Consider the following 1,690-nt stretch of genomic DNA (forward strand, 5'->3'; position numbering starts at 1 on the left):
GTGGCCCCCCTTCTCCCGAAGTTACGGGGGCATTTTGCCGAGTTCCTTAACCATAGTTCACCCGAACGCCTCGGTATTCTCTACCAGACCACCTGAGTCGGTTTGGGGTACGGGCCGCCGTGCAACTCGCTAGAGGCTTTTCTCGACAGCATAGGATCATCCACTTCACCGTCATCGGCTCGGCATCAGGTCTCACCCTCACATGTTGCGCGGATTTACCTGCACAACGGGCTACACCCTTACCCCGGGACAACCACCGCCCGGGCTGGACTACCTTCCTGCGTCACCCCATCACTCACCTACTACCGGATCGGGCCGTCGGCTCCACCGGCACCACACCCCGAAGGATGCGGGCGGCTTCACGGACTTAGCATCACCGGGCTCGGCCCTTGCGCTCCACAGCGGGTACCGGAATATCAACCGGTTATCCATCGACTACGCCTGTCGGCCTCGCCTTAGGCCCCGACTTACCCTGGGCAGATCAGCTTGACCCAGGAACCCTTGGTCAATCGGCGCAGGAGTTTCCCACTCCTGTATCGCTACTCATGCCTGCATTCTCACTCGTGTACCGTCCACCCCTGCCTTCCGGCGCGGCTTCACCCGGCACACGACGCTCCCCTACCCATCGACACCCCCGTTGGAGGTTATGTGCCGATGACACGACGTCGGCGGTGTGCTTGAGCCCCGCTACATTGTCGGCGCAGAATCACTTGACCAGTGAGCTATTACGCACTCTTTCAAGGATGGCTGCTTCTAAGCCAACCTCCTGGTTGTCTCTGCGACTCCACATCCTTTCCCACTTAGCACACGCTTGGGGGCCTTAGTCGATGCTCTGGGCTGTTTCCCTCTCGACCATGGAGCTTATCCCCCACAGTCTCACTGCCGCGCTTACCACTTGCCGGCATTCGGAGTTTGGCTAAGGTCAGTAACCCGGTAGGGCCCATCGCCTATCCAGTGCTCTACCTCCGGCAAGCAACACGCGACGCTGCACCTAAATGCATTTCGGGGAGAACCAGCTATCACGGAGTTTGATTGGCCTTTCACCCCTAACCACAGGTCATCCCCCAGGTTTTCAACCCTGGTGGGTTCGGGCCTCCACGACCTCTTACAGCCGCTTCACCCTGCCCATGGCTAGATCACTCCGCTTCGGGTCTTGGGCACGCTACTGAAACCGCCCTGTTCGGACTCGCTTTCGCTACGGCTTCCCCACACGGGTTAACCTCGCAACGCACCGCAAACTCGCAGGCTCATTCTTCAAAAGGCACGCAGTCACGACACACCGGACAAGTCCGGTGTGCGACGCTCCCACGGCTTGTAGGCACACGGTTTCAGGTACTATTTCACTCCGCTCCCGCGGTACTTTTCACCATTCCCTCACGGTACTCTCCGCTATCGGTCACCAGGGAATATTCAGGCTTAGCGGGTGGTCCCGCCAGATTCACACGGGATTTCTCGGGCCCCGTGCTACTTGGGAAATACGCAAGAGAGCCGCCATGATTTCGGCTACGGGGGTCTTACCCTCTACGCCGGGCCTTTCGCATGCCCTTCGCCTATCACGACGGTTTCTGACTCTCCGACCGGCCGGCAGACCGGTCCAGCACACTCCCACAACCCCGACCACGCAACCCCTGCCGGGTCTCGCACGTGACCGGTTTGGCCTCATCCGGTTTCGCTCGCCACTACTCCCGGA

The 1,690-nt window shown here is 60.1% G+C and carries 1 rRNA gene (cut by a window edge); it reads right to left on the reverse strand.

Annotated features, from left to right (window positions below):
- Positions 1-1,690 (reverse strand): 23S ribosomal RNA (locus CUT83_RS26105); its annotated part runs 509 nt beyond the window's last position; the annotation flags it as partial.

The sequence above is a fragment of the Streptomyces barkulensis genome (assembly GCF_002843305.1).
Taxonomy (GTDB): Bacteria; Actinomycetota; Actinomycetes; order Streptomycetales; family Streptomycetaceae; genus Streptomyces; species Streptomyces barkulensis.